This window comes from Arthrobacter sp. C152, assembly GCF_054890965.1.
In genome coordinates this window covers 23888-50287 of record NZ_JBTZSU010000031.1, presented here as the reverse complement: position 1 = coordinate 50287, position 26400 = coordinate 23888, and the positions used below count along the sequence as shown (strand labels likewise).

Genomic DNA, 26400 nt, shown 5'->3' with positions numbered 1-26400 from the left:
GGCAACGACCACGCGAAACGGAGGTTTTCATTTGAGGCAACGTATTACTCTTCCCGGAGGTATTGCAATGAGGCAACAGGGGGACCCATGGACGGAACCACGCCGCAGGAAGAACCAGGCCCTTAGAACCAGTCGCCCTCGGCGTAGGTACTCCGGACATGGGCGCGGAGGTACTCCCCCACCACCGCGGCGCCCAGGTCGCCGGCCTCGGGCGCCACTACCCGGCCGTCGACGCGGCGCGCCATCCGCTGGATGAAGCGTTCCAGCCCGGGGTCACTGCCAAGCCGGAAGAACGTCGTCTGGGCGCCGGCCCGGCCCAGCCGGTCCAGTTCAGCCACCGTGGCGCGGATGGTCTCGGTGTCCGGCGGCCAGTTGAACCAGGAGTCCCCGTCCGGCAGCAGGTGCGCGGTGGGTTCGCCGTCGGTCACCACCAGGAGCACCGGCTGCATCGAGGGGTGCTGCCGGAAGAACCGGCCGGCCAGCAGCAGGCCGTGGTGCAGGTTGGTGCCCTGTTCCCGCAGGGCCGGCAGCGCCGTCAGTTCCCCGATGTCCATGGACTGCGCGTAGCGGCCGAACGTGATCAGTTGAAGCCGGTCGCCGCGGAAACGGGTGGAAATGAGGTGGTGCAGGGCGAGGGCGGTGCGTTTCATGGGCACCCACCGCCCTTCGGCGGCCATGGAGAAGGACACGTCAACGAGCAGCGCGACGGCGGCCTGCGTCCGCGCTTCGGTTTCCGCCACCTCGATGTCCCCGACGGCAAGGCGCAGTCCTCGGGCGGGGTCGCCGCCATCGCCCATGGTCCGGCGGATGGCGTTGGTCATGGTGCGGGTCACGTCCCAAGGCTCGGCGTCGCCGAATTCCCATTGGCGGCTGGAGCCGGTCTGTTCACCCGCCGCCCCCGCCGCCCGGGTGTCCCGGTTCCCCTGCCGGCCGGAGAGCTGCTTCGCGGTGTCCCGCAGCAGCGACTTCCCGAGCCGCCGCATGGCCTGGGGTGACAGGCGCAGGTCGCCGTCGGCACCGCGGCGCAGGTAGCCGCCGTCCTGAATGGCCCGTTCGATCTCCGCCAGGGTGCGGGCGCTGACCGCTGCGTCCTCACCAAGCTGGCGGCCCAGCGCGTCAAGGTCCAGGTCATCGAGCCGGGAACCGTTGTACGACTGGGAGAGCTGCTCGGAGAGCCCATCGAGCTCGGCAAGGTCCTGCAGGACGCCGGTCCCGTCGCCGAGGCCCAGCCCTTCCTGCCCTTCGAAGCGTTCCGATCCCGTCCAGTCCTCGCCAGGACGCAGGGCCTGCAGCGTGGCGTCCAGTTCGCTGAGCTGGGCCATCAGTTCGGGCGAGCCGAAGGCCTGGGCAGAGAGCCGCATCAGTTCATCGCGCTGCTCGGCGGACATGGACTGCAGGAGCCGCTGGGCGGCCGCGGCGCGCTGGGCGAGGGCGTCCACCAGTTCCTCCACCGACTGCGGGTTTTCCGGGAAGAAGTGGCCGTGCCTGGCCATGAACTCCTGGAAATCGGCGTCCGTGTCTTCGCCGCGCCGGTGCTTGCCGAGCAGCCCGTTAAGGTCCTTGAGCATGGCATTCACTGCCTCCCGGTCATCGTCGGTTGCGCTTTCCAGCGCCTGCTTCATGCCGGCAAACCGCTGCTCCAGGACCTCCCTGCCCAGCAGGTCCTTGATTTTGTCGTACGCCTCGCGCGCCGTGCTGGACTGCCAGTCGTAGGAGGCCAGTTCATTGACCGCCGCCGCGGTTGACGGGGGCAGGTTCTGCAGCTGCATTTCCCGGAAGGCGCGGTCAGTGTTGTCCATCATGGCGTCGCGGGCCAGCTGCCTCCGCTCCTCCAGCACGGCCGTGTCCAGGAGTTTCTTCACCTCGTCCAGGGTGCCGTCCAGCCGGTGCCGGCCGAGAAGGTCGCGCCGCCGCTGCTGGACCCGGCGGGCGAGGTCGTCCAGGCCGTCCCGGTTCCGGCCGCCGCGCCGCAGGAACTCCTGCAGGGCGTGCCGCGGCGAGTAGCCGGCCATCACATCCTCCGCGACGGCGTCCAGCGCCTCGGCCAGGTCGACCGGCGGGGCGAGCGGGTCCGGGCCGCCGGTGTACCGGCCGTACCTGGCTGACCGCTTGTGGGTGGCCATGGTGCCTCCTGTGCTTAGCCGTAGATCGTTTCCTCGTCGTCGGACTCCTTGGAAATCCGCCGTCCGAGGTACAGCCCTTCCAGGGCGAGTTCGACGGCGGCCGCACGCTGCCCGTCGTTCGCGGCACCCAGGCGGCGGCTGATTTCGTCGTACAGGCCCGAGCCGTTTAGGGACGGCAGGTTGCCGAGGAACTCCTGCGCGGTGACCTGCTCGCCGGTGGTCACCGTCCTGTGTCCGTTCAGCGCTGCGACCAGCGGGCCCATGTCCAGGCCCTGGAAGTGGGCCCTGACGGCTTCGGCGGTGGCGGTGCGCAGGAGGTGGTCCAGGACGCCCTGTTCGCGGCCTTCCTCCCCGGATTCAAACTCGATCTTGCCGGTCAGCACGTCAACCGCGGATTCCAGGTCGATGATGCGTGCCACGGCCTCCGCTTCGCCCCGGATCCGGGCCCTGCGCAGGGCCGCGGCGGCCACCGTTTCGGCGCCGGCGATGGCGAACCGGGCGGATACCCCGGAGGTCTGGTTGATGGCCGGGGACTGGCGCAGCGCCCTCGTGTAGCGGGCCAGGATCTCCAGGAGGACGGGCGGAACGTCCGCCACGAGCCGGCCCTCCTGGCGGATCACGGCCACTTCATCGTCGAGTTCGATCGGGTAGTGCGTCCGGATCTCGGCGCCGAACCGGTCCTTCAACGGCGTGATGATCCGGCCGCGGTTGGTGTAGTCCTCCGGGTTGGCCGACGCGACCACCAGCACGTCCAGCGGAAGCCTCAGGACGTAGCCGCGGATCTGGATGTCCCGTTCCTCCATGACGTTCAGCATGGCAACCTGGATGCGCTCGGCGAGGTCCGGGAGTTCGTTGATGGCGATGATGCCGCGGTTGGAGCGCGGAATAAGCCCATAGTGGATGGTCTCCGGATCGCCCAGGCGGCGGCCCTCCGCCACCCGCATCGGGTCGACGTCGCCGATGAGGTCGGCCACGGAGGTATCCGGTGTGGCCAGTTTCTCGACGTACCGCTCCGACCGGTGGCGCCACGAGACCCGCAGCCGGTCCCCTTCCGTGAGGGCCCGGGCACGGGACTGCTCCGTGATCGGGCCGAAGGGGTGTTCGTTCAGCTCGGAATCCTCGATCACCGGCGACCACTCGTCCAGCAGCCCGGCCAGGGTCCGGAGCAGGCGGGTCTTGCCCTGGCCGCGCTCGCCCAGCAGGACGACGTCGTGCCCGGCAATCAGCGCGCGCTCCAGCTGCGGAATGACGGTCCGGCTGAAGCCGTACAGGCCCGGCCACGGGTCGCGGCCGGCGGCAAGGGCGGCGAGGAGGTTGTCGCGGATTTCGTGGCGCAGGTCTTTGTGGACATATCCTGCGGCACGCAGTTCACCAACGGTATAGATCTCGGGGCGATCAGTCACTCCTCTACGGTAATCCCCGGCCTGCGGCTAATCGATAGATTCCTCCAGATTCCCGCAGTCGCATGCCGGGCCAACCGAGCCACGCGGGACACCGCGTACCCACGTACCGGGCGCATGCCGGCCGCCCGGGGTTTACGCTGGTTGCTGATGACTGCAGAGAGCACCCTGATCCTCCTTGTCCGGCACGGGGAAACACCCACCACCGGCACCGTTCTGCCGGGGCGGGCGCCCGGGCTGCATCTTTCCGAACGTGGCCGCGCCCAGGCGGATGCTGTCGCCGAACGCCTTGCCGGCCTCGCTATCGACGCCCTCTACTCCTCCCCGCTGGAGCGGGCCCGCGAGACGGCGGAGCCGACGGCGGTGCGCAGCGGTCAGCCGGTCCGGGAGGAAGCCGGGCTGCTCGAATGCGACTTCGGCGACTGGACCGGCTCCGCGCTCGCCGGCCTTGCCGGACTTCCGGAGTGGCAGACGGTCCAGCACAATCCGTCGGCCTTCCGCTTCCCCAACGGGGAAGGCTTCGCCGGGATGCAGGCACGCATGGTGGGCACCCTGGAGGTGCTGCGCTCGGCGCATCCGGGCGGCGTGGTCGTGTGTTTCTCCCACGCCGACCCCATCAAGGCCGCCGTGGCCCACGCGCTGGGCACCCACCTGGACCTTTTCCAGCGCGTGGTGATCAGTCCGGCGTCGGTCTCTGCCATTTCCTTCGTGGACGGAAAGGCGCCGGCAGTGCTCACGGTGAATTCGACGTCGGAACCCCTGAGCGGGCTCAGGACGCAGTGATGTCCAGCGGACGGGTGCGGGGCGTACGGTGTCCGGGCAGGAGCTGAGCCTTCTCACGGAAGGCCGCATCGAACTGTTGGGCCGGATCGTCAGCGGCAGCAACGCCACCTTCCTCGCCGAAGTCACGTGCGGAGGCGAATCGGCCTGGGCTGTCTACAAGCCGGAGGCCGGCGAGCGCCCGCTCAGCGATTTCGACGCCGGCCTGCACCGCCGGGAACGGGCCGCGTACCTGCTCAGCGAGGCCCTGGGGTGGGCCCTCGTCCCGCCGACGGTGGTCCGCGGCGATGCCCCGCTGGGGGTGGGGTCGCTGCAGTGGTTCATTGAGGGCGACCAGCAGGAGCATTACTTCACCCTGTACGCCGATGCCCCGGAAACCCATGCGGTGCTGGCGCAGATCGCCCTGTTCGACTACGTGGCCAACAACACCGACCGCAAGAGCGGGCATGTGCTGCGCGGCAGTGACGGGCACGTGTGGGGCATCGACCATGGCCTGTGCTTCTCGGCCGCGTTCAAGCTGCGCACCGTCATCTGGGAGTTTGCCGGCGACCCCGTTCCGGATGCCCTGCTGGCGGACATCACCCCGCTGGCAACGGCTGTGCCCGACGCCGTGGCCGCCCTGCTCGACGACGCGGAAACGAGCGCCCTGCAGCGCCGGGTCCGGCGCATCCTGCTCGAGGGCGTCCTGCCGGTCGACCATACCGGGATGCGCTATCCGTGGCCGCTGGTCTGACGCCCGGCACGGGCCCCGCGGGGGCAGCGCCTTACTGGGGCTGGGCGCGCCCCTGTATGGACACCGCCGCTGAGGCGGAGGCCTCGTCAATGCGCGCCCCGATACGCTCCAGCAGGTAATGCTGCCCGGTCACCGTCGGGTGGTCGCCGTCCGGCCCGATCAGGTCGTCGACGTCGTCGCTGATCCAGCCCTCGGCAATCGGGTCGACGAACTCCCCGCCCGCCTCGCGGGCAGCCGATTTGAGCGCGGTGCTGATGTCCACCAGGCCCGGATCCGGGATGGCGGTATACGACGGCGGCCCCACGACAATGATCTTCGCGGCCGGGGCAAGCTCCTCCGCGCGGGTCACGGCAGCCAAGGCTGCATCGCCAATGTCCGGGGCGGGATAGCCAAGATCATTTTCCGACCCGAAGAACACCACCACACCGGTGTCAGGGGTGACGAAGTCCCTGACCTGGGTTTCGAACGTGCCGTTGTAGTCGCCGGGGCTGAGGTAGCCGCTGCCGTTTTCCGCGGCGTTGATGACTTCCAGGCCGGTCCCCAGCGGATCCTGGCGGACCAACGCGGGCCAGGCGTCTTCCGGCGAGGTGCCATACCCCGTGCTCAGGGAGTCACCGACCACCACCACCCGCACCGGGTGCACCGGCGCGCCAACGGGTTGCGGCCTGCCGGCGATGGACGATGTTGCCGCCAGGAGGAGCAGGGCTCCCGTTCCCGCCGCAATCAACCGGCCGCGGTGCGCACGGGCCGGCAAAATCGGGTGCATGGCGCCGCCCTTCTGCCTGGAATCCGCGGGCGCCACCAGCGCCGGCCGCCGACTCGTGTCTCTGTATCAGTGTTCCATGGTAGGCGTCAGGAAAGACACTTGAGCCCCAACGGCCCGTTAACGGCAGTTTGCACAGCAACTCCACAGGTTCTGCAGCCAGCTAGGATGAAGCCCGTGCAGAGCCACAAAACCCCATGGAACCCCGCCGCGGCCCTTACCGAGGAGGCGCCCGGCGTCTACTTCGCCCGGGGGCCTGCCTCGAACTGGATCGTGGTCCGGGACAAGACCGGCTTCATCATCATCGACAGCGGGTACCCCGGGGACCGGCCCCATGTCCTGGCCTCACTCCGCCACCTGGGCCTTGATCCGGCGGACGCGCGCGCCTTGCTGCTGACGCACGGACACGTGGACCACACCGGCTCGGCCGCGTACTTCTCGGAGTCGTTCGGGACCCCCGTCCTGTGCGCACCGGGCGAGGTGGCGCACGTGCAGGGAAAGGAGAAGCACCAGGTAACCTTCGGGCAGGTCCTGGCACGCGCCTGGCGGCCGCGCGTCTTCGGCTGGATGGTGCATGTCATCCGTTCCGGTGCGCTGGCGGCCAAGCCCACGCCCCGGGCGGAGCCGTGGGACGCCGCGACACTGCGCTCGCTGCCCGGCGCCCCGGAAGCCGTCCCGGTGCCGGGACACACCCCGGGCAACGCGTCGGTCCTCCTCCCCCGCGCGGGCGCCATCGCCACCGGGGACTCCTTCGTGACGGGCCATCCGCTCAGCCGGAGCACCGGACCGCAGATGCTCCACCCCATGTACCACTCGGACCCCGCCGCGGCAGTGGCCGCACTGGACCGCTTCGCCGGCGTCGACGCGGCTGTCATCCTGCCGGGCCACGGCCCTGCCCTCCGCACTCCGCTCGCTACGGCGCTCGCGTCACTGCCGGGCCGGCGGCCAGGTCAGAACCTGCCGTAGCGCGCCCGCGCCATCGAGTACACGCCGTAGCAGATCAGGCCCGCTGCGATGGCGGCGAGGAGGAAGACACCGTAGGGCTGGGCGCCGAGGGTCTTCAGGCCGCCGTCCAGGCCGGAGGACTTCGAGGGATCGGCGGTGGCGGCGGCAACGATGACCAGGACACCGACGACGGCCAGGACCACGCCCTTGGCCGCGTAGCCGATGGTGCCGATCCACTGGACAACCGTGCGGGCGGTGCCCTGCACCTGCAGGTCCTTCAGGAACTTGCGGCTGATGCCCCGGTACGCGTAGTAGGCACCCGCAGCGATAATGGCCAGCCCGATTGCCACGAGCAGTACGACTCCGGCGGGCACCCCCATCAGTTTGGCGGTGAAGTCACTGGCGGACTGGCTGGAATTCTTGCTGCCGCCGGCAGCGAAAACAGCGAAGGTGTAGGCGAGGAAGGCGAAGATGACGGCCTTCCCGGCCGCGGACGCCGCCTTTCTCCATTTCTTTTTGGGCTCCGTCTCCGCGCGCGCCCCGAACGCGGCCTCACTGACCATCCACAGGGCCAGCGCGGCGCACGCCACCGCCCCGCCCCACAGCAGCACGCCACCGCCAGGCTTCGACGCCAGGGTCCCGATGGCGCCTGACTGGTCCGCTTCCCCGCCCTGTCCCCTGTCGATCTGCAGCGCTATGGCGCCGACCAGGATATGGACCAGCCCAATGAAGACGTATCCGGCACGGGCCAGGACCCGCACTGCCGGGCTGCGGCTTGCCGATGCTGCCTCTGATACCGCCCGGTTGGCTCCCCGCGACGCGTTGTCCATGGCCGGCCCTTTCCGGAATGTGCTCGATGTTCTATTCCCCGGTCAGCTTCCCGTGCCCATGGTCGCCTCGGAATGGGTTCAGTGTAGATCCGTCCGGCCACTCCCGACAGACCCGCCCAGTCCCGACGGACCCGCGCCTCGCGGGGCGCGCTGGCACAGCCTGTCCAGCGCCTCGTTGAGTGTTGACTCAATCTGGCCGTTCAGCAGGTCGCGCCGGTCCGTGGTGGACGGGTCCTCGACATCGCCGGGCATCGGCGGTGAGGTGACGGTCATCGCCGCCTGGAAACGTCCGTCATCGCTGCTGACCGCCACGGTCTGGAAGTCCCAGAAGGATCCGATGCCCTCCTGGCGGCTGGCGGGCGAGCACTGGTCGGCGAACCGCCACAGCCCCAGGCCGTACGGGCCGAAGCCGGGGCTGGTCTTCATCTCCCGCAACGACGATGCCGAAACAGCCCGGCCCTGGAGGAGGCCGCCCATGAATAGGTTCATGTCCTGGACCGTGGATACCGCCCCGGACGCCGGGGAACCTGCCGCGAAGGCGTTGTCTGTGGTGTCGATGCGGTCACCGCGCAGCGTGACGTAGCCGTGCAGCAGGTCGGGCGCGTTGACGTCGAGCCGGTCCAGGCTGGTGTTCTTCAGGCCGAGCGGACCAAACACGTCATCGCGCATGACCTGTTCGAAGGGCTTGTGGCGCAGGGCCTCCACCAGCAGGCCCAGGGCGAGGTAGTTTGTGTTCGAGTAGTGGAACAGTCCGACGTTGAAGGCGGGCCAGGGCAGCGTGCCGGCGGCGCTGATCCCTTGCTCCATGGAGAATGCCCGGGACAGTGTGGGCCTGAAGTCCAGGTTGCGTGGCAGCGCCTCGTTAACCTCCGGCAGGCCTGAGGTATGGCTGAGCAGTTGCCGCACGGTGATGGGTCCGGGCGGCTGCAGGGCCGCCTTGAAGCCGGGGATGACGTCGTTGACGGGGTCGTCAAGGGCGATCAGGTGGTCATCGACGAGCTTGAGTACTGCCACGGCGGTCATTGTCTTGGTGACGCTGGCGATCTGCACGCGGTCCGTCGGCTGTGCGGGGGCCAGGGAGTCGAGGTCCCGCACGCCGTAGGCCCGGGACCATTCGCCGCCCGGCCAGCGGACCTCGACGACGGCGGACACGGCACCTTGGTCCATGAACAGCTGGATCTGCTGCACCAGGGGTTCCAGGGCGGCGGGCTCGGCCGGTTGCGGAAGGGTGTCGTCCGTATAGGTGCAGCCGGAAAGGGCGAGTGCGGCGGCAAGGACCGCCCGCCTCCAGATGCGGTTCTTCGAGCCCATGGCGTCCGCCCGGTAAGGAAGGGGTGGCAGGGAACCTGGCCGCTCTGCCGCGCCGTGCCCGGCCAGGCTGGCTGGCGGCGCCGCCGTCGTCCTACATCATCATTTTAGGCGTGCAGCATCAGGTGTCGAAGCGGAGGATGACAATCAGCACGGCGAGGGCTGCCGCCCCGGCCAGGAGCATCGCGGCCCGTGGATTGCCGAAGTTCAGCGTCCAGCCAAGACCAAACCGGCGCGGCACCATCAGCGCCTGGTCCTCCCGGTTGAAGTACAGGAGGCCACCGCGCCAGAAGGCGTCGTCGTCACGGTGCGTCAGGCCGGTATCCGGGTCCGGGCCGCCGGACTCACGGTTGTGCCTCGCCAGCACTGCCATGGCGACGCCGACGCCGGCCAGCACGGGGAGCACCACCACGAGCGGTGCCCAGGGCGTCCAGGTTCCGGTCCACATCAGGAGTGAGGATCCGAGCATGGCCACATCGACCGACGCGGCCAGTCCGAGCAGAGTCCTCGCCCCGAGGGCGGTGTACTCGCGGTGCCACCGGGCTGAGCTGCCGGGATGTGCCGGGTCGAGGTCCGCACGGCCGCGCAGGATGCCCGCGGCGATGACCGCCAGCAGTGCAGTGACCAGCACCTGCACGAAGACGAGGGAGAAGGCTGAGCCGAAAGACTTGCCGGCAAGCCTGTCCGGCGTCCCGTTCGCGGCGTAGTGGACTGCCAGCACCGCGGGCATGGCTGGATAGCTGGCGACGCCGGTGAGCACCGTCGCGCCCGTCACGATGACTGCCGGAGCCAGCCAAAGCCAGGGATACTTCGGCGGATCAGCGCGCAGGCTGGTGTCCACGGCCACGCCTTGGCGTAGGCCTCCGTACCAGTTACCGGCCGCTTTGGCCGCCTTGATGGCCTGGTTGGCAAGGAAGAAGCAGCCGTACCAGGAGCCGAGCAGCAGCAGCACCGACAGCGGTAACAGGAAGGTGGCACCTGTCAGGGCGTAAGCGCCCATGCCCCCGGCGGCAGCGGCAATCCCGCTCAGGAGCACCCGGCGCCGGTACAGGCGGGCCTGCCGGATGATCAGCGGGTCCCCGGCATGTCCTGGCGGGACGCGGACACCGAAAGGAACGGTGGGGATGGTGATCGCCGGCAGCACCAGGGCCAGCAGGAGCACCAAAGCCAGCAGGACAGAACCGAGGATGAGGCCGACGGTCATGGCTCATCACCGGCCCGTTGGGATTCGAAGGATTCGATCAGGGAGCGGCATTCGGCGAGCACTTCGCCGGCAGACATACCCCTGGCAATGGCCTCGGCGAGGAGGGTGCGTGCCCTACCCGTCCATTCCTCCCGGTACCGCTCCCCCGGGGCGGCAACTGCCACCACGGCGCCGGTCCGACGGTTGAGCCTGATGAGCCCCTGCCGGCGCAGCAGGTCGTAGGCCTTGTTGACGGTATGGAAGTTGATCCCGAAGTCGGCCGCCAGCGCCCGGGTGGGGGGAAGCGCGCTGCCCGCCACGAGGCGGCCCTCCGCGATCTCCTCCGTGATCCGGTCGCGGAGCTGCTGGTAGAGCGGCACATCGCTGGTGAGATCCAGGGTGAGAATCATGGCTGCACCTCTTTGCTCTATCCGTTATAGAACAAAGCGCTGCCACTGGCAACGGGGCCGTTACCGCCCATGCCGGGTGCCGCCGTCGGACGTCTTTTCCGTTGCCGCAGGCAAATATCACCCAGGCTCTGGACTCTTGGGCGGGCCGGAACCAGACTGTCTACAACAGCTGTCCCGGCGGTCCGAAATTCCCCGGATTCCGGCCGCGGGAACGCTTAGCTGACGTTCTATCGCCCGTACTCGGTGCCTGATCCACACCTGTGAAAGGACAAGGCCATGCCGGACTTCTCAGCCTTCTTCCCGCTGATCGCCATCATCCTGGGAGCGCTCGTTGCCATCGGCTTCATCTGGACGGCAACGAAGCTGATGTGGAAGGTGGCTGAGCCGAACGAGGCGCTGATCATTTCCGGCCTGACGCGCGGAACCCTCGAAACGCGTGCGGGCATGGATTTCAAGATCGTCACCGGCAAGGGCGCCCTGGTCCTTCCCGGCCTCCAGACAGTCCGGGCGTTGTCGCTGACACTGAATGAAACCGAGCTCAAGGTCTCCTGCGTGACCTCCCAGGGCATCCAGGTAGTCGTGGAGGGCGTGGTCATCTACAAGATCGGCGACGCCCCGCCGTTCATCGCCAACGCAGCCCGGCGTTTCCTCGGCCAGCAGCCCAGGATGGAAAGCCAGGTGTACAACGTGTTCGAAGGCCACCTGCGCTCCATCATCGGCAGCATGACGGTAGAGGAGATCATCCGGGAGCGGGACAAGCTCGCCTCGCAGGTCCGCGGTGCCAGCGGCGTGGAGATGGAGAAGCTGGGCCTCGTGGTGGATTCGCTGCAGATCAAGGACCTGCAGGACCCCACCGGCTACATCGAGAACATCGCGAAGCCGCACATTGCGCAGGTGAAGATGGAGGCCCGGATCGCCGAGGCCACGCGCAACCGTGAAGCGGCGGAGAAGGAAGCCGAGGCCGCGGCCCTGATCGCGGACGCACAAAGCGTCTCGGCCATCCGGCAGTCCGTGGCGCAGGCCAACGCCGAGCGGGCCAGGTCGAATGCCGCCCAGGCCGGCCCCCTGGCCGAGGCCACGGCCCGGCAGCAGGTGGTGGTCCAGGAAACCGAGGTGGCCAAGCTTGAGGCGGACCGGGAAGAGCAGAAGCTGCAGACCACCATCCGCAAACCGGCCGACGCGAAGGCCTACGCCAAGCGCACCGAGGCCGAAGGCCAGAAGGCGGCGGACATCAGCGCCGCCGAAGCGCTGGCCCGGCGCACGGAACTCGAAGCGCAGGCCAACGCGCGGCGCACGGAACTGCAGGCCCAGGCGAACGCGACTGCGGCATCCGCCACTGCCGGTGCCACCAAAGTCACCGGTGAGGCCGAAGCCGCGGCCACCCGCGCCAAAGGCGACGCCGCGGCGTCGGCGATCAAGGCCAAGGCGCTCGCCGAGGCGGACGGCATCAAGGCGCGCGCGGAAGCATTGGGAACCAACCAGGACGCCGTGATTTCCCAGCAGCTCGCGGAGAACATGCCGGCCATCATCGCCGCGGCCGCCGAACCGTTCTCGCACGTGGGCCAGATGACGGTCCTGAACGGCGGGGACGGCGTCAACAAGATGCTCGGCGGCATCCTGGCACAGGCGGGCGACTACCTCCCCGCCATCGCATCAGCGCTTCGGAACGGCAAGGAAGCCAAGCGGCCACCCGCGGCTCCCGGGGCTTAGGGGCACCCGGTGCACAGGGAGGTCGACCGCAGTCTGACAGGAAAGGTGGGACGGGTGACCGGGCGCATCGGACCCGGGACCATCGGCGAAGTCATGCTGCCCTACCTCGGGGGCACCATGGCCTTCCACGCCCACCCGTTCGACAAGACCAGCGGCTTTGCCGTGGGTGAGGAGGTACTGGTGATCTACTTCGAGCCGCCCCAGACGGTCTACGTGGACGAACTGCCCGACGTCCTGCGGCACGGCGGCTGACTGAAGCGGCTAGCGCCCGCCTTCCATCTTCCTGCTGCGCTGCTCCTGCGCCATGGGCCCGTAGGGATAGATCCCGGCGTGCGGTTGGCTGGCCTCCGTCAGGCGCCGTACCTCGGCAGGGTCCAGCTGCAGGTCCGCGGCCGCAAGGTTGTCGGCGAGCTGTTCCGTGGTCCGGGCGCCCAGGATCACGGAGGTCACGGCGGGCCTGTCCGCCAGCCAGGCCAGCGCCACCTGGGACTGGGTCACGTGATGGGCGGCGGCAATATCCTCGACAGCTTCGATGACCCGCCAGGTGTGGGGGTTGTCATTGCGCGCCTGCCACGCCTCCATCCCGCGCTCCGGGTTTTCGCCGAGCCGTGTTGCGCCGGCAGGACGCTGGTCCCGCTTGTACTTGCCGGACAGCCAGCCGCCGCCCAGCGGGGACCAGGGCAGCAGTCCGATTCCGGCGTCCAGCGCCGCCGGGACTATCTCGAATTCAATCTCCCGCACCAGCAGGCTGTACTGCGGCTGCAGGCTGACCGGCGGGTTCCACCCGTGGGCGCGGGCAAGGTGGACAGCCTTGGTCAGCTGCCAGCCCAGGAAGTTGGAGAAACCGTAGTAGGCGATCTTCCCGCGGCCCACGGCGTCGTCCAGGAAGCGGAGCGTTTCCTCCAGCGGGGTGATCGGGTCCCAGGCGTGCAGCTGGTACAGGTCGATCTGTTCCACGCCCAGGCGCCGGAGGGAATCATCCAGGGCGCGGGTCAGGCGCCGCCGGGACGTCCCGACGTCGTTCGGTGCCGTCCCCATCGGAAAGCGCCCCTTGGTGGCGATCACCGCCCTGTCCTTCATCTCCGGCCGCTTCTCCAGCCACGTGCCGATGATTTCCTCGGAGGTCCCGGCGCTGTAGATGTCGGCGGTGTCGATGAAGTTGCCGCCCGCTTCGAAGTAGTGGTCCAGGATGGCGTGGGAAGCATCCTGGGAGGCTTCCGCGCCAAAGGTCATGGTGCCCAGCGCGTAGCTGCTGACGACGGTGCCGCTGTGGCCCAGGGTCCGGTACTGCATGGTGTCTCGCAATCAGTAGTGGTTGGGCGGCGGGTTCCGGGACGCGGCATCCATGGTGGTGGTGCGGACCCGGTACAGGCTGGTGGTGGCGGTGATGTACAGGTCCTGGCCATCCGGTCCGCCGAAGCAGAGGTTCGACACCGTTTCGGGGACCTCAAAGGTGTCCAGGAGTTCAAAATCCGGTGAATAGATGCGGACCGAGGGACCCGCGGAAGTCCAGATCCTCCCGGCGACGTCCACCCGCAGGCCATCGGCGGCGTGGCCGTCGTCCAGCTCAACGCCGGTCCCGGCCGGACTGCACTCCCCGTCCCGCACGTCATAGGCGGCGATCCGCAACGGCACGCCGTGGGCCGGGCCGGCGGTGTCGGCAACGTAGAGGATTGATTCGTCCGGCGAGAAGGCCAGCCCGTTGGGGTGCACCAGGTCGGTAATGGCCGCGGTCAGCGCCGCGGGGCCCGGATCGAAGCGGAAGACATGGCAGCCGCCGTACTCCTGCTCCCCTTCGTGCCCTTCCCTGGTGCCCGGGAGGATGCCGTAGGGCGGGTCGGTGAACCAGGTGCTGCCGTCCCGGGCGATGACGACGTCGTTGGGCGAGTTCAGCCGGCGGCCCTGGAAGGAATCAACCAGGGCGGTCACCGTGCCGTCCCGGTCGCGTTCCACCCTGCGGCGCCCGTGGCTGCACTGCACGACGCTGCCGTCGGCGTCGAGCGTCCGGCCATTGGTGTATTCCACCCCCACGGCGTAGTCACGTGCCGCCCCCGTGGCCGGATCAAACTCCAGGATGCGGTTGTTCGGGATGTCGCTCCACCGCACGGTCTGCGACGACGGCACCCACAACGGTCCCTCGGCCCAGACCGTGCCGGTGTAGACGCGCTCCAGCCCGCCGATCACGAGTCGGTCCATGGAAGCCCCCTTGCCTTGTTGCCTGCCGACGCCTAAGCGAGGTGGACCGCGTCCCATTCGAGCAGTTTCGGGTCCGCAAGTCCCTCGGTAATGAAGGGATCGCCGGCAATGAAACGCTCGGCTTCCCCGCGCGAGGTGAAGATGCCCATGGAGCTGACCTCCGCGTCGCGAGACTGGAAGGGACCCAGCGCGAGAAGGCCTCCGCCCTCCGCCCGGAATGCCTCGTAAAAGGCCTTGTGGCGGGGATAGGTTTCCATGATCTGTGACCGGTCGACGCCCGGGCGCACGCTGTACAGCACGACACATTCCATGGGTCTGAACTTACCCTAGGCCTGGTTTTGGGTCTGCGGGACGCGCAGGCTGCCGTACCTTTCCATCCGGTGCCACCGCAGGTGCACCCCGGCCACCGCCGTAACGACGGCCTGGATGACGACGAGGTACATCAGCTGGCGGTACACAAACTGCTGGAGGGGAAGGGTCCACAGCGGCCCGAACCGTTCCTTGTCGAGCCGGAAGGCGTAGGCGGCCATGAGCAGCTGGACCGCCAGGAAGACCAGCCACAGGGCCGCGATCCGCAGCGGGTCGAGGAAGATCAGGCCATACAGGGCGAAGACGTCGACGACGGGCGCGAAGAGGGGCAGCAGCACCTGCAGGACGAGCAGGTAGCCGAGTCCGCGCCGGCCGAGTTTGCCGGCGGCGCCGCCCTGCACCACCGCGCCGCGGTGCTTCCACATGGCCTGCAGGGTGCCGTAGCACCAGCGGTACCGCTGGCGCCACAGGGCGCCGAGCGTGGCGGGCGCCTCGGTCCAGGCCCGTGCGTCCTCCTGGTAGACGACGCGCCACCCGTCGCGGCACAGTGCCATGGTCAGGTCGGTGTCCTCGGCGAGGGTGTCGTCGCTGACGCCGCCCACGTTGACGAGGGCGCCGAGGCGGAAGGCACCGATTGCGCCGGGGACGGTGGGCATGCATTCGGCGACGTCGAACAGCCTGCGGTCCAGGTTGAAGCCGACGACGTACTCGATGTGCTGCCAGGCGCCCAGGATGCCTCCGCGGTTGGCCACCTTGGTGTTTCCGGAAATGGCCCCCACCCGGGGGTCGGCGAACGGCTGGATCAGGGCACGGACCGTGTCGGGTTCGAAGACGGTGTCGCCGTCGACCATGACCACAAGGTCATGGGCTGCGGCCTGTATCCCGGCGTTCAAGGCGGAGGGCTTGCCGCCGTTTTCCTTGCGGATGACGGTGACGCCCGGCAGGCCCAGGGCCTCCACGATGTCAGCCGTCCCGTCCGTGGAACCGTCATCGACCACAAGGACCTCAACCGGATGCGAGGAGGCCACGATGGAGCGGACGGCGGCTTCGATGCCGGCGGACTCGTTGTAGGCGGGGACGACCACGGTCACCGGCTCGGTGACCGCCGGCTTGACCATCACGTCTGCGCGGCGCCGGGCCCGCCCGGCGGTGGGGAGCCGCCGTGCGGCACGGCTGTGGCGCGCGGCGAAGAACATCACGAGCAGGGCGCGGACGAAGGTTACGACGCCGGCGGCGACGAGGCCCCACGAGATAGCGGTGACGACGAAGTCGCTGAGCCGGATGCCCCAGACGAAGGCGGAGCCGCGGAGCTGTTCGGTGCTGGAGGCGGGGCGCATGCTGTCGATGCCGACGGCGTCGCCGACCGTGGTCACGCGGTAGCCCTGGTCGGAGAAACGCGACAGGGCCGAATCCAGCGCGGCGACGGTCTGTGCCCTGTCTCCGCCGCCGTCGTGCATCAGGACCACCTGCCCCTGCGGCCCCGACGGCGTGAGGTTGCGCTCGATCGCAGCCACCCCGGGTGTTTGCCAGTCCTTGCTGTCCATGCTGCTCAGCACCGTGAGGTAGCCCTCATCGGCGAGCCCGTGCAGCGCGGACCACATGTCATTGGTGAGTGCCCCGTTTCCGGCGGTGTAGGGCGGACGCAGCAGTGAGGCCGCCTGGCCGGTGACGCCGACGATCGCGTCCTGGCCGCCCTGCACCTCAAGTTCCCGCCGCCAGTCGGGGGCCGCGCCAAGATCGGTGTGGGTCAGCGTGTGGACCCCGATCTCGTGGCCCTCCGCCACGATGCGGCGTACGAGGTCGGGGTGGTCCACCGCCGCCGAACCGACGACGAAAAAGGTGGCATGGACGTGGTGTTCACGGAGGACGTCGAGGATCCGCGGCGTCCACTCGGGATCCGGGCCGTCGTCGAACGTCAAGGCGACGGTGCGGTCCGGTGGGCTGACTGCCTGCACGGAGCTGCCCCGCGAATCCACCACCGGGCCACCGTGGGACACGGCGCCGGGAACATTGCCGGCCGCCGGGTTCGCGGGCACGGAGTCGGCGCCCACTCCGCCCAGGTGGTGGACGTACCCCTGCACGGCCAGGGCAAGGCCCAAGGCCATGAGGGTGGCCAGGAGGACGAGCCAATGCGCCCGGACGTTGGCGGGGACATTGCTTTTGGCGGGCCTGGAACCCGTAGTCCGGCGGCCCATGTTACTGGTGCGCAGGGGCCGTTGGGCGTGTCGTCTGGCCAGGCGGCAGGGTATCGGCGCCTGGGGCCGTCCCGGCTGTGCCCGGGGCGGTTCCGCTCTTGCCTGGTTCGGAGGGTGCGGCGGTGGCGGCCGGCGCCGGGGCAGGGGCGGCTGCTGCCGCGGGCACGACGGCGGCAGCGTCCACGGGCGGTGCGGCGGGCACTGCCTCGGGTACAGCCGCCTGGGACTGTGCCACGACGGGAACGGCCGGCCCCGGCAGCGGGACCGCGGGGCCCTGCGTGGCAGCCGAGGCAGGCGCCGACGTGGCGGGAGATTTTTCGTGGGGTCCGGCGGCGGCCGGCAGGGGCAGGAAGGGCGCGGAGACGCCCGTGCCCCCGATGAATGCGGCCAGCACGAGCACGACGTAGCCGGCCACCAGCCCCAGGACGCCCAGGCCGATCAATTTGACCCGCCGGAGGCGCCGGCCTGAGGCATCGACGAACACGGGTCCGCGCGACGAAACCGGGCGCGGCTGATCGGAGGTCTTCTCAGGGGCTTTCATCGAGCATCAACCTTAGAGGGTCCCGAAGGAGTACCACAAAACCAGCCTGCTTTCCTTTGCGGCCCTGGCGCCCCGCGAAGCGCTGCCGCAAAAGTTGCCGGCCCCCCCTTGCGCGGGCTCTTGACCCTGGTGAGTGCCGGGCGTATACCGGTTCTGTCATCACGCTGGCGCCCGCTGGGCCGTGGATGGAGCCGGCTGCCCTCTGGTCTCGGAAGAAAATCTGGAGTTGTGATGGGTACCGATCGTTTCAACGTGCTGCGCGAACAGGTCCGCGGGCAGGTCATCGAAGAGGACGACGCCGGCTATGACGCCGCCCGGGCCGTGTACAACGGCATGATCGACCGGCGTCCGGCGGCAGTCCTGCGGGTCTCCCAGGTTGCGGACGTCATGGCCGCCGTCCGCTTCGCCCGCGGGCTCGACATCGACCTGGCCGTGCGCGGCGGCGGGCACAGCGCACCAGGTTTTGGAACCGTCGACGGCGGACTGGTCCTTGATTTCTCCGACCGCCGTGGCGTGCGGGTGGATCCCGTCGCGAGGACGGCCCGGGTGGAACCGGGTGCCACCTGGGCCGACTACAACCATGCGACGCATGCGTTCGGCCTGGCGAGCACCGGCGGCATCATAGGATCGACCGGCGTCAGCGGCCTGACCCTGGGCGGCGGCATCGGCTACCTTGCCCGCAAGTACGGCCTTGCCTGCGACAACCTCACTGCGGCCGACGTCGTCCTGGCCGACGGCACCTTCGTGACGGCCAGCGAGGCCGAGAACGTGGACCTGTTCTGGGCGCTTCGCGGCGGAAGCGGCAACTTCGGCGTCGTCACGTCGATGGAGTTCCGCCTGCATCCGGTGGACATGGTGCACATCGGCATCATGTTCTTCGACGCGGCCACCGGCGCAGACATTGGTGCGGCGTACCGGGCCTGGATAGCTTCCGAGCCGGAAGAAATGGGCGCCTTCCTGGGATTCCACCAGGGACCTCCTGTTCCGTTCCTTCCCGAGGAGTGGCATGGACGCCCTGTCGTCGTCATCGCCGGGATGTGGACCGGCGACCTGGAGGCCGGGCCGGCGCACTGGCAGCCGATGCTCGACGCCGGGCAGGCGCTGGGCAGTTTCTTCGCCCCCATGCCGTACCCCGCCCTCAACATCATGTTCGACGGGCTCAGCGGCGTGCCGGGACTTCAGGGCTACTGGAAGGCGGACTTCCTCAGGACACTCAGCGACGAGGCGCTGCGCACCGCCGTCGAATATTCACCGGGCATCCCCAGCGTCCACTCGGCCAACCATTTCTACCCGATTGACGGCGCCGTGCAGCGCGTGGCCCCGGAGGCCACCGCCTTCGCCCACCGCACGGTGAATTTCGCGCCGGTCATCGCCGCGCAGTGGCCGGACCCTTCGGAGAATGCACGAAATGTCGCCTGGGTACGGGACTACTGGACGGCCCTCCACGAATTCTCGGAGCCCGGCGGCTACCTCAATTTCCAGGATGCCGACGACCAGTCCCGGATTGAGGACACGCTGGGATCCAACTACGGCCGGCTCGCCGACCTCAAGGCAAAGTACGACCCCGACAACTTCTTCCACATCAACCAGAACATCAAGCCCGCCGTTGCCGGAGCGCCGGCCCCTGCCGTCCCGGCCGAAGCCCCGGCGGTGCTGCATGCCGAAGCAGTGCCGGCAGAATCGCCGCGGACGGAAGCTGTCCCTCCGGACACCAACCCTGCCGAAGGGGCTGCTACGTCCTAGGAACGCTTCAGAGACGGTGATTGTCCTCGGACGCCATGTCGGTCAGTTGGCGCGGTGTGGCGCGGATAGCCACCATGAACATGACTGCCAGCGGCGGCACGGCAACAAGGGCGGCTGCCAGGGCTGCCGCAATGGTTTGCGCGTCCATGCCGTCGTTCACCATGGCGTGTCCTTCCCGTGCGCCGTGGACTGTCCGGCCCGGACTTCACGGTAGCGGGCGGGCAGGCGCACGATCTCCAGTTCGGAGCTGTCAAGAAATTGGCGCCTTCCGGTCAGCGTGTCCAGGATCCAGAACTGTCCCGGCTCCGGACCGGGCTCCGCAACGGGCCCGCGGTGGACCAGGAAGCCCCGGTGGAACGCTTCGACGGCGTCTCCGGGTGCGGGGCCGCCGTAGTAAGCGATAGCGGCATCAACGTTGACCATTGCCCTGTCCTTTCCCTCTCGACGTATCCCCCTAAGCTCAAGGGTGCCGATGCAGGGTTGCCGCCGCGTGTCTGCAGGATGATCTTCTGCTGACATTAAGGCAGCGGGTCAGGGCGCTACGAGGCAGCTTGCCGGTCATTCCCGGCGGAACACTTCCTTACCCGATGGGATGGCCGTGCGAACAGTGGTCCTGGCCTGGCAGGATGTCGTGGCCTTGGATACATGTGCTTTCCGGCGGAAGCGGACCATCGTGGCCACTCAGGAAAATGCTGCTGTGGCCGCCTTCTATCCCTTTGTCCTCACGTTTCAGCCATTCACCAAGGTGCGGTGCATGGTGCACATGGGCGGCCGCAGGCTTTTCTGGCTCATCGGGCCGGTGCCTGAAAGGATTCTTCGCCATACTGCTCACGACCTTCAAGGATGTCCCTGCCGGGCGCAGGCAGGAACCGGTCCCATCATGCTAGGACTGCGCGGGTGCCAGGGCAATGCCGGGAGCTCCGCGGCCCTGAGATCCGCCCCCGCATTGCGCTCCGCCCTGCGCTACGCCGCCTTCGCCGCATACGCTGCGGCTTGTGAGCGAACCTGCCGTATATAGGCATCGGACTGGTTGTAGGAATAGATGGCGTCCGTCCACCCCCGGGCCGTGGTGAGGTCCCGGCCGTGGGCGCACAGATACGTGGCCGCGCTGAGGGCGGCGTCGTCGATGTTGAACGGATCCGCGGTTCCGTCGCCGTTCCCGTCCCTGCCGGCGAGCCGCCAGGTTGAGGGAATGAACTGCATGGGTCCGACGGCGTGGTCCCAGCTGGCGTCGCCGTCCAGCGTCCCGCCGTCGGTGTCCGGGATGGCAGCGAAGCCGGCGCCGTCGAGGCTCGGGCCCACGATTGGACCGCTGGTCTGTCCTTCGGGGTCCAGGCTGCCGCCGCCGTGGCTTCCGTGCGCCGATTCAACGAAGCCGATGGCCGCCACCGTATTCCAGCCGATCCTGCACGCCGGGGCTGCGCCGTTCGCCGCCACGGCTGCGGCCACGTACGCGCGCAGGGCCCTGGCCGGGATGCCGGTCTGCGCGGCGGCCGTGGCAAGCCATTGGGCGTCCGGGCTCCCTGTCACATTCACGGCCGTGGTCATGCCGTCCGGCCCCCTGGCCAGTTTCACCGCGGCCTGCGGCGGGGCAGGAGAGTTCCCGGGGATGCCGGCGCCTGGCTGCTGCAGAATCCAGAATGAGAAAGCTGCGCTGGCGAGGACTGCGAACAGGCTGAACACCACAAAGCGTTTTATGCGGAGCACAGGCTACCCAACCACCATGACCCGGGCGGCCGGCGTCACCGCGTGGGGTCAATCATCGTCATGCCGGCCACGTTCGCCGTGTCGAAGCGTGCCAGCATGCCTGCCGCCTCCTCCAGCCCGATCACCCGCCCGATAAGTTTCTGGGGCTCCAACGCGCCCGATTCGATCAGGGCGAGCATTCCCGGATAGCCAGCGGCGGCCATGCCGTGGCTGCCGAAAACGTCCAGTTCCCAGGCGATGACGCGGGCCATGGGCACGCGGGGGTGCCCGTCGACGGGCGGGAGGAGCCCGATCTGGACGTGCCGGCCGCGGCGGCGGAGGCTGAGGATCGCGTCGGCGCAGGTCTGCTCGCTGCCGACGGCGTCGATGGAGACGTGGCAGCCTCCCGTGAGGGCCTGCACCTGCGCCGGGATGTCCGTGCCGTCGGCGACCAGGATGTGGTCTGCGCCCAGGGAAGCAGCCACCGCCAGGGCGCCGGGGTTCCGGTCGACGGCGACGACCTTTCCACCAAGAGCCTTTGCGATCATGACCGCGCTGAGGCCAACGCCGCCCGCTCCTACGATGGTGACCCATTCCCCGGCGGCGAGGCATGCGCGGCCTGTGAGTGCACGGTAGGCGGTGGCGAAACGGCACCCCAGGGCCGCCGCTGCTTCGAAGCTGACACCGTCGGGGACGGCGACGAGATTCGTGTCGGCGGCGTGGACCACCACCTGCTCGGCGAAGGAGCCCCAGTGGGTGAACCCCGGCTGTTGCTGGTCGGGGCAGACCTGCGCATCACCGGACCGGCACCACTGGCAGGCTCCGCATCCCTCGACAAAGGGCGCCGTCACCCTCTCGCCGACTGCCCACTTGGTGACACCGTGCCCGACGGCGGTGACGACGCCGGCAAACTCATGACCGGGGACGTGCGGCAGCACGATGTCGTCGTGCCCCGCCCAGGCGTGCCAATCGCTGCGGCACAGGCCGGTGGCTGCGACGGTAATCGCCACACCGCCGTCGGGCACCTCCGGCGCGGCGACCTCCCGGACCGCCGCGGGCCCGGCGATCCGGTCCATGATCATCGCGCGCACAATGTCCTCCACAGTTGATCCGTCCCACTCCATTGGCGGGTCCGGCGACATCCTTGCACACCGCCGCGCGGTATCGAAATCACCGCCGTGGCGTGCCGGCGGCCCGGCGCTCAGTGCCTCACGGTGCGGTGGCCGGCGTCCAGGCGCTGGGTCCAGCCGCGCGAATCGAGGTGCTCCAGCAGCGGCACCGCGATCCGGCGTGTGGTGCCCAGCGCCTGGCGCGCCTGGCTTGTGGTGAACGGCTGCTCGAGTCCGGCGAGGGTGCGCATGGCAAGGGCCGGGGCGGTGGGCAGCAGCACCACCCCGTCACGCAGCCGAATCAACCGTCCCGCCCGTTCGGCCGCGGCCAGCTCCCGGGCGCCCAGGCCCAGGCCTGACAGCTCGTCGGCTTCGGGGGCGAGGAACGGATACGCGGCAAGCCTGCGCTCCAGTTCGGCGATGGCTGTTTCGACGGCGCCCAGATTGCCTTGGCTGCCGGGAAGCCGGATATGCCCGCCATCCTGTTCCAGCTGGGCCCCGCGGACGACGTGGGGAAGCAGCTTCTCGTCGGGCAGTCTGAGCAGGTCCCGTGCCGCGCCCATGGACAGGCCTGGGGAAAGGGGGTCCTGCTTCTGCAGCCCCCGGACTGCGCCGAGCAACTGGTGCTGCCAGGCCTCGAGGAGAGGGGCATGCACCCACCAGCCGTCAAGGACCCTGATGCCGGCGGGCGCCCCGCCGGCATCAGCGGACAGCAGCCCCAGCCGGCGGAGGTGTTCGACCCGCACGGAGCCACGGGCTGCAACCTCGCCCAGCACGTCTCCCCCGGCGTCCATGCGGGCAAGCCGCTCCGCCCACCGGGCACCGTCGCCGCGCCGCTGCAGGGCCGGAGGATCGGCGTCGAGGATGAGCGCCCCGCCCAGCACCGACCGGCTTCCGGGGTCGCGCAGGACCAGCCGGTCTCCGGGAACGAGCGGCAACTGCCGGTCGAGGACCAGCCGGGCGTGGTCGGCACCGAAGGGACGCAGCCGCGCCGCAACGGACGCCGTGCCCACATGCACCATGATCTGCTCCGGCACCTCGGTGTAGCCCACGCCTGACGTGCGCTGGACGCCCACCACGCCAGTGGCAGGCCACGCGTCGGGGGTGAGCAGCGCGTCGCCGCGCCGTATGTCGGCGGCCGCGATGTCACGCAGGTTCAGCGCCACCCTGCTGACCGGCCCCACGGAGTCGCAGGAGGCATCGCGGCTTTGCAGGCCGCGGACGACGACGGACCGGGAACCAGAGTGCCCAAGCAGGCTCAGCCGTTCCCCCTGGACGAGGGTTCCGGCTGCCAGCGTCCCGGTGACCACCGTTCCGGAACCTGTGATCGTGAACGAACGGTCCACCCACAGCCGCACCCGCCCATCCCCGGCGGGTGGGGGCACCTGGGCCAGGACGCCGTCGAGCGCTGTCCGCAACCCAGCCAGGCCGGTGCCGTCAATGGCCGACACGGCAACCGCGGGGGCATCCTTCAGCCCGGTCCCGGCCAGCTCTGCCCGGGTCCGGGCGAGCACGTCGGCGATCCTCTGCGCTGATGCCCTGTCGCTCCGGCTGAGGACAACGATGCCGTGTTCAATCCCCAGGGCAGCGACGGCGTCCCGGTGGTCATGGGACTGTGCCTGCCAGCCCTCATCGGCGGCGACGACGAAGCAGACCACGGGCGCGGGACCGATGCCGGCAAGCATGTTGCCGAGGAAGCGTTCGTGGCCGGGGACGTCCACGAATGCCACGTCCTGTCCGGACGGCAGCGTTGTCCAGGCATAGCCCAGGTCGATGGTCAGGCCGCGCCGCCGTTCTTCCTCCCAGCGGTCCGGCTCCATGCCGGTGAGGGCGCGGACCAGCGTGCTCTTGCCCGAATCGACATGCCCGGCCGTGGCAACGACGTGCACGGTCAGCCCGCCCTGCCCGCTTCGGCGCCCAGCAGCGTCGCCAGCGCGGCCCGGACCGCGTCCAGTATCCGGTCATCATCCGCCGGCGGGACGCAGCGCAGGTCCACCAGGCAGGAGCCGTCGTGGACGCGCGGCAGCACGGCGGGGTCCCCGGACCGCAGGAGAGCCGCGAGTCCCTCGGGAAGCCGGAGCGCCCAGCCGGGCAGCGGAAAGCCGGGGGCTCCGCCGCCGCCCACCCTGCCGTCATGCGGGACCACGGGAACTCCGAGTGCCTGGGCGAGCCTGTCGGTGCGGAGCCGCAGTTGGTCCGCGTCAGCGTGCAGCGCCTGGACAACGGGCGGCGGTCCGCCCGCAACTGTCGCCTCCAGGGCGGCGAGGGCAAGTTTGTCCGCGCGGACGGCGCGGGCCAGCGGGTGGCGGGCCAGGCGGGTGATGACCTCCCTGCGGCCAAGCAGCAAACCTGCCTGCGGTCCGCCCAGCAATTTGTCGCCGCTGGCAATAACGACGTCGGCCCCGCCCGCCAATGCCGTGGCAACATCCGGTTCGTCAGGCAGGTGCGGGTCGGGCGCCAGCAACCCGCTGCCCAGGTCCGCCACGAGCGGCACGCCGTTTGCCGTGGTGAGCGGGCTCAGTTCCTGCAGCGGAACAGCGGACGTGAATCCGTCCACACGGAAGTTGCTCGGGTGCACCTTGAGCACGCAGCCAGTGTCCGGCCCGAGGGCTCCGGCATAGTCATGCAGGTGGGTGCGGTTGGTGGTGCCCACCTCGCGCAGCCTCGCCCCCGTGGACTCCATCAGGTCGGTCAGCCGGAAGCCCGCGCCGATCTCGACAAGCTCCCCGCGGCTCACCACCACTTCCCGGCCGGCCGCGAGGGCCGTGGTGGCCAGCACCAGGGCTGCGGCTCCGTTGTTGACCACCAGGGCGTCCTCTGCGGCGGGGCAGGCGGCGAGCAGTGCAGCCCGGGCGCCGGCGCCGCGGCTGGAACGGCTGCCGTCCGCCAGGTCCAGCTCCACGTCAACGTAGCCGCTGGCGGCGACAAGGGCCTCCACCGCGCCCGCGGAAAGGGGCGCCCGTCCGAGGTTGGTGTGGACGATCACGCCGGTAGCGTTCAGCACGGGGCGCAGGGTTGTTGCCTTGCGCGCGGCGATGGCGGACAGCAGGGCTGGTTCCACCTGGCCGGGCGGGAGCTCACCGCGCCGGGCCTGCTCCTGGACGTTCCGGACGAGTTCACGGATGACACGCTCGTTCAGCCGGGACCTGGCATCCCTGACGGCGGGCAGTGCCAGCAGGTCATTCGTGCGCGGAATCAGGCGCCGGGGATCGACCTGGTCCACAGCCCTCCTCATTTCGCGGCAGTTCCTGCCGAAACTTGGCGGTGGCGGACGGGAATCGAACCCGCCAGGCCGAGATGCTCAGCCGCACCGGTTTTGAAGACCGGGGGGCCCACCAGGACCCGGACGCCACCGCGCCTCAATATAGCAGGTTGTCCTGCAGGGGTACGCTGGTCGGGTGAACGAGGTTCAGACGTCAGTCCAGCAACTCGATGCAGGCTCCGCCGGCGGTTTTCGGCTCACCGAGTACGCCCACGGCGGCGGCTGCGCGTGCAAGATTCCGCCCGGCGAACTCGAAGACGCTGTCCGCGGACTCATGGGGCCAACCGGCGCGGAGGTGCTGGTGGGCCTTGACAGCGGCGACGACGCGGCGGCGGTCCTGGTGCGGCAGGACCTGGCAGTGCTGTCAACGGCCGACTTCTTCACTCCCGTCGTCGACAATGCCTTCGACTGGGGCCGCATCGCTGCCGCCAACGCCCTCTCGGACATCTATGCGATGGGCGGCAGCCCGGTCACCGCCATCAACCTTGTGGGCTGGCCGCGTGGCGTCCTGCCGCTGGAACTGATGACCGAGGTCCTGCGCGGCGGCCTGAGTGTCGCGGCGGAGGCCGGGTGCCCGGTGCTCGGCGGGCACTCCATTGACGATCCGGAGCCCAAGTACGGCATGGCGGTCACCGGCGTTGCGCACCCGGACCGGTTGCTCCGCAACGACGCCGCGCAGCCGGGGTTGCCCATCACGCTGACCAAGCCCATCGGCGTCGGACTCCTCAACAACCGGCACAAGCAGACGGGCGAGGTGTTCGCCGAAGCCGTGGAGACGATGGCGGGCCTGAACCGGGACGCGGCCGAAGCCGCGGTGGCCGCGGGCATCCGTGCAGCGACGGACGTGACGGGTTTTGGCCTGCTCGGACACCTCTACAAAATGGTGCGTGCCTCGGAAGTGGGCGCGGTGATCGACCTGAAGGCGGTGCCGCTGGTAGACGGTGCGCGCGAGGCGCTCCGTGACGGCTTCGTCTCCGGCGGGAGCCGGCGCAACCTGGACTGGGTCCGCCCGCACGTGGCCGCCGCGCCCGGCATCGCCGAGGACGATCTGCTGCTCCTGGCCGACGCCCAGACCTCCGGCGGCCTGCTGGTGGTCGGCGAGCTTCCCGGACACCCGGTCATCGGCTACACCACCGCCGGCGGGGGCATTGAGGTCCGCTGATACCTGGCGGCC

At 69.4% G+C, this 26400-nt stretch carries 25 protein-coding genes and 1 tRNA gene; 7 read left to right on the top strand and 19 right to left on the bottom strand.

From position 1 onward, the window contains the following. Positions 1–122: 122 nt before the first annotated feature. Together ACYSM9_RS17410 and ACYSM9_RS17405 are read right to left on the bottom strand one after the other, a co-directional pair. Positions 123–2123, bottom strand: coding sequence for a vWA domain-containing protein (locus ACYSM9_RS17410; RefSeq protein WP_461858213.1), 2001 nt, complete (start codon positions 2121–2123; stop codon positions 123–125). 14 nt (positions 2124–2137) lie between these two features. Further along, positions 2138–3526, bottom strand: coding sequence for a sigma 54-interacting transcriptional regulator (locus tag ACYSM9_RS17405; RefSeq protein WP_461858212.1), 1389 nt, complete (start codon positions 3524–3526; stop codon positions 2138–2140). Positions 3527–3673: 147 nt separating this feature from the next. Here ACYSM9_RS17405 and ACYSM9_RS17400 point away from each other — a divergent pair, with 147 nt between their 5' ends. Further along, entirely contained in the window at positions 3674–4306 is a 633-nt protein-coding gene (locus tag ACYSM9_RS17400) for an MSMEG_4193 family putative phosphomutase (RefSeq protein ID WP_461858211.1), read from the top strand. Positions 4307–4334: 28 nt separating this feature from the next. Beyond that, entirely contained in the window at positions 4335–5036 is a 702-nt protein-coding gene (locus ACYSM9_RS17395; RefSeq protein WP_461858210.1) for an SCO1664 family protein, read from the top strand. 31 nt (positions 5037–5067) lie between these two features. On the opposite strand, the gene ACYSM9_RS17390 is transcribed toward ACYSM9_RS17395, so the two are convergent. Continuing rightward, complete coding sequence (locus ACYSM9_RS17390) at positions 5068–5802, bottom strand: SGNH/GDSL hydrolase family protein (protein ID WP_461858209.1); 735 nt, start codon at positions 5800–5802, stop codon at positions 5068–5070. 165 nt (positions 5803–5967) lie between these two features. Between ACYSM9_RS17390 and ACYSM9_RS17385 the strand changes: the two genes are divergently transcribed. Continuing rightward, the gene (locus ACYSM9_RS17385) at positions 5968–6765 is read left to right on the top strand and encodes an MBL fold metallo-hydrolase (RefSeq protein ID WP_461858208.1); all 798 of its coding nucleotides are present in this window, start codon (positions 5968–5970) and stop codon (positions 6763–6765) included. Here ACYSM9_RS17385 and ACYSM9_RS17380 read toward each other — a convergent pair. From ACYSM9_RS17380 to ACYSM9_RS17365, 4 genes are all read right to left on the bottom strand, one after another. Further along, a complete protein-coding gene (locus ACYSM9_RS17380; protein ID WP_461858207.1) occupies positions 6750–7574 on the bottom strand; it encodes a DUF1206 domain-containing protein in 825 nt (274 codons plus the stop codon). The two genes, ACYSM9_RS17385 and ACYSM9_RS17380, sit on opposite strands and share 16 nt — an antisense overlap. Positions 7575–7652: 78 nt before the next feature. Beyond that, positions 7653–8885, bottom strand: a complete 1233-nt coding sequence (locus tag ACYSM9_RS17375; protein WP_461858206.1) for a serine hydrolase domain-containing protein — start codon at positions 8883–8885, stop codon at positions 7653–7655. A 118-nt stretch (positions 8886–9003) separates the two neighbouring features. Further along, a complete protein-coding gene (locus ACYSM9_RS17370) occupies positions 9004–10086 on the bottom strand; it encodes a DUF1648 domain-containing protein (RefSeq protein WP_461858205.1) in 1083 nt (360 codons plus the stop codon). Beyond that, positions 10083–10475, bottom strand: coding sequence for a GntR family transcriptional regulator (locus ACYSM9_RS17365; protein WP_461858204.1), 393 nt, complete (start codon positions 10473–10475; stop codon positions 10083–10085). The genes ACYSM9_RS17370 and ACYSM9_RS17365 overlap by 4 nt, the downstream gene beginning before the upstream one ends. 276 nt (positions 10476–10751) lie before the next feature. Between ACYSM9_RS17365 and ACYSM9_RS17360 the strand changes: the two genes are divergently transcribed. Next, positions 10752–12185 carry a flotillin family protein gene (locus tag ACYSM9_RS17360; protein WP_461858203.1) on the top strand — a complete coding sequence of 478 codons (1434 nt, stop codon included), beginning with the start codon at positions 10752–10754 and terminating at the stop codon, positions 12183–12185. A 9-nt stretch (positions 12186–12194) separates the two neighbouring features. Further along, the gene (locus ACYSM9_RS17355; RefSeq protein ID WP_461858202.1) at positions 12195–12437 is read left to right on the top strand and encodes a hypothetical protein; all 243 of its coding nucleotides are present in this window, start codon (positions 12195–12197) and stop codon (positions 12435–12437) included. 9 nt (positions 12438–12446) lie between these two features. Here the strand turns inward: ACYSM9_RS17355 and ACYSM9_RS17350 are convergent, their stop codons facing one another. The 5 genes from ACYSM9_RS17350 to ACYSM9_RS17330 form a co-directional block, all read right to left on the bottom strand. Further along, the gene (locus ACYSM9_RS17350; RefSeq protein WP_461858201.1) at positions 12447–13478 is read right to left on the bottom strand and encodes an aldo/keto reductase; all 1032 of its coding nucleotides are present in this window, start codon (positions 13476–13478) and stop codon (positions 12447–12449) included. A gap of 12 nt (positions 13479–13490) precedes the next feature. Continuing rightward, positions 13491–14381 carry an SMP-30/gluconolactonase/LRE family protein gene (locus tag ACYSM9_RS17345; protein ID WP_461858200.1) on the bottom strand — a complete coding sequence of 297 codons (891 nt, stop codon included), beginning with the start codon at positions 14379–14381 and terminating at the stop codon, positions 13491–13493. Between the two features lie 32 nt (positions 14382–14413). Continuing rightward, the gene (locus ACYSM9_RS17340; protein ID WP_461858199.1) at positions 14414–14680 is read right to left on the bottom strand and encodes a YciI family protein; all 267 of its coding nucleotides are present in this window, start codon (positions 14678–14680) and stop codon (positions 14414–14416) included. Positions 14681–14707: 27 nt separating this feature from the next. Continuing rightward, complete coding sequence (locus tag ACYSM9_RS17335) at positions 14708–16795, bottom strand: bifunctional polysaccharide deacetylase/glycosyltransferase family 2 protein (protein WP_461858198.1); 2088 nt, start codon at positions 16793–16795, stop codon at positions 14708–14710. A gap of 91 nt (positions 16796–16886) precedes the next feature. Beyond that, on the bottom strand, positions 16887–17426 hold the full coding sequence (locus ACYSM9_RS17330) for a hypothetical protein (protein WP_461858197.1): 540 nt from the start codon (positions 17424–17426) through the stop codon (positions 16887–16889). Positions 17427–17657: 231 nt separating this feature from the next. Here ACYSM9_RS17330 and ACYSM9_RS17325 point away from each other — a divergent pair, with 231 nt between their 5' ends. Then, positions 17658–19169, top strand: a complete 1512-nt coding sequence (locus ACYSM9_RS17325) for an FAD-binding oxidoreductase (protein WP_461858196.1) — start codon at positions 17658–17660, stop codon at positions 19167–19169. A 7-nt stretch (positions 19170–19176) separates the two neighbouring features. Here the strand turns inward: ACYSM9_RS17325 and ACYSM9_RS17320 are convergent, their stop codons facing one another. From ACYSM9_RS17320 to ACYSM9_RS17290, 7 genes are all read right to left on the bottom strand, one after another. Continuing rightward, positions 19177–19332: a hypothetical protein gene (locus ACYSM9_RS17320; protein ID WP_461858195.1), complete on the bottom strand. Its 156-nt coding sequence runs from the start codon at positions 19330–19332 to the stop codon at positions 19177–19179. Next, a complete protein-coding gene (locus tag ACYSM9_RS17315) occupies positions 19326–19592 on the bottom strand; it encodes a hypothetical protein (RefSeq protein ID WP_461858194.1) in 267 nt (88 codons plus the stop codon). The genes ACYSM9_RS17320 and ACYSM9_RS17315 overlap by 7 nt, the downstream gene beginning before the upstream one ends. 540 nt (positions 19593–20132) lie before the next feature. Further along, positions 20133–20876: a lytic transglycosylase domain-containing protein gene (locus ACYSM9_RS17310; RefSeq protein WP_461858193.1), complete on the bottom strand. Its 744-nt coding sequence runs from the start codon at positions 20874–20876 to the stop codon at positions 20133–20135. A gap of 35 nt (positions 20877–20911) precedes the next feature. After that, complete coding sequence (locus ACYSM9_RS17305) at positions 20912–21946, bottom strand: zinc-binding dehydrogenase (RefSeq protein ID WP_461858214.1); 1035 nt, start codon at positions 21944–21946, stop codon at positions 20912–20914. Positions 21947–22056: 110 nt separating this feature from the next. Then, positions 22057–23853, bottom strand: coding sequence for a selenocysteine-specific translation elongation factor (gene selB / locus ACYSM9_RS17300; RefSeq protein WP_461858192.1), 1797 nt, complete (start codon positions 23851–23853; stop codon positions 22057–22059). Between the two features lie 2 nt (positions 23854–23855). Continuing rightward, on the bottom strand, positions 23856–25187 hold the full coding sequence (gene selA, locus ACYSM9_RS17295; RefSeq protein ID WP_461858191.1) for an L-seryl-tRNA(Sec) selenium transferase: 1332 nt from the start codon (positions 25185–25187) through the stop codon (positions 23856–23858). A 36-nt stretch (positions 25188–25223) separates the two neighbouring features. Continuing rightward, positions 25224–25318 (bottom strand) — tRNA-Sec (locus ACYSM9_RS17290). 44 nt (positions 25319–25362) lie between these two features. Between ACYSM9_RS17290 and selD the strand changes: the two genes are divergently transcribed. After that, positions 25363–26388 (top strand): selenide, water dikinase SelD, encoded by a 1026-nt coding sequence (gene selD / locus ACYSM9_RS17285; protein ID WP_461858190.1) that lies wholly within the window; start codon positions 25363–25365, stop codon positions 26386–26388. Positions 26389–26400 lie beyond the last annotated feature (12 nt).